The organism is Flagellimonas sp. 389 (assembly GCF_018449435.1).
GTDB lineage: Bacteria > Bacteroidota > Bacteroidia > Flavobacteriales > Flavobacteriaceae > Flagellimonas.
The window spans coordinates 1-856 of record NZ_JAHCMU010000036.1 but is presented as its reverse complement, the minus strand read 5'-3'; the positions used below and the strand labels follow the sequence as shown (position 1 = coordinate 856).

Annotated in this window: 1 protein-coding gene and 1 pseudogene; both read right to left on the bottom strand. The window is 44.3% G+C overall.

The window, feature by feature from the left end:
• Positions 1 to 258, bottom strand: a pseudogene (locus KIM67_RS18495) (hypothetical protein); the annotation flags it as partial.
• Positions 259 to 342: 84 nt separating this feature from the next.
• Positions 343 to 856, bottom strand: a 514-nt coding sequence (locus KIM67_RS18490; RefSeq protein ID WP_213833032.1) for a hypothetical protein, incomplete at its 5' end; no start/stop codon positions are given.

Sequence of the window (856 nt, the reverse complement as noted above, 5' to 3'; positions counted from 1 at the left end):
CGCGCTGTCCTCAAAGGGAACACCGTCCGGTCTTGTGCCTTTGAGGGCCATGGTCACGTTGCCGTATTGTGTCAACTCGTTAAAACCTTCGCCATCGGTTCCATCCGCTCCATTTTTACCGTTCGTTCCGTTAATACCGTTGTCCCCTTTTTTTCCGTCGATACCGTTTGTACCGTTGGCCCCGTCCTCGCCCGAACAGGAGACCAGGCATATGGAAAGGGTAAACAATGTTATACTGAGCAATCTATATATTTTCATGATTTTTTATTTTTAGTGCTATATGTCTTGATTTCTAATTGGGTCCGTTCCCTATGGGTTTGCCCCGGGTTTTGTTTGCGCCCGCTAGACATGTTCCAGAACAATGACATCCACATTGCCGGTAATGGTCAAGGGGTTGCCGGTAGGATTGTTAAAAAAGTCCTTTGCCACGTCTATGCTATAGGAAAAGGTAAGATGGTTCGTCTCCGGGTCGAATGCAAGATCGGTAAACGCTACGGTTACTTTTTCTGGTTCGAGAATAGGGTCGAAAAAACTATCCATGATAAAGTATTTGTTGTCGTCCCCTACCACTGTATAAGAATCGAGTGAAACAGTTTTATCACTAACTGACTGGTCTTCCTCGCCCAAGTTATTGATTTTTATACCAAATTCTATTTTTGAATCCTGATATGCATCATCCGGTGTACTTAGGTGTCGGACGAATGAAAATGAATAATCGATCTGGTCATCGGTAAAGACTTGATTACTGAACAAATCTAAGCTGGTATATTTGAACGATGTGGAATCCTTAAAGGCGACATTGTCCGTTCTTGTGCCTTCCAGCACCATGGTCACATGGCCGTATTTGGCAAGTTCC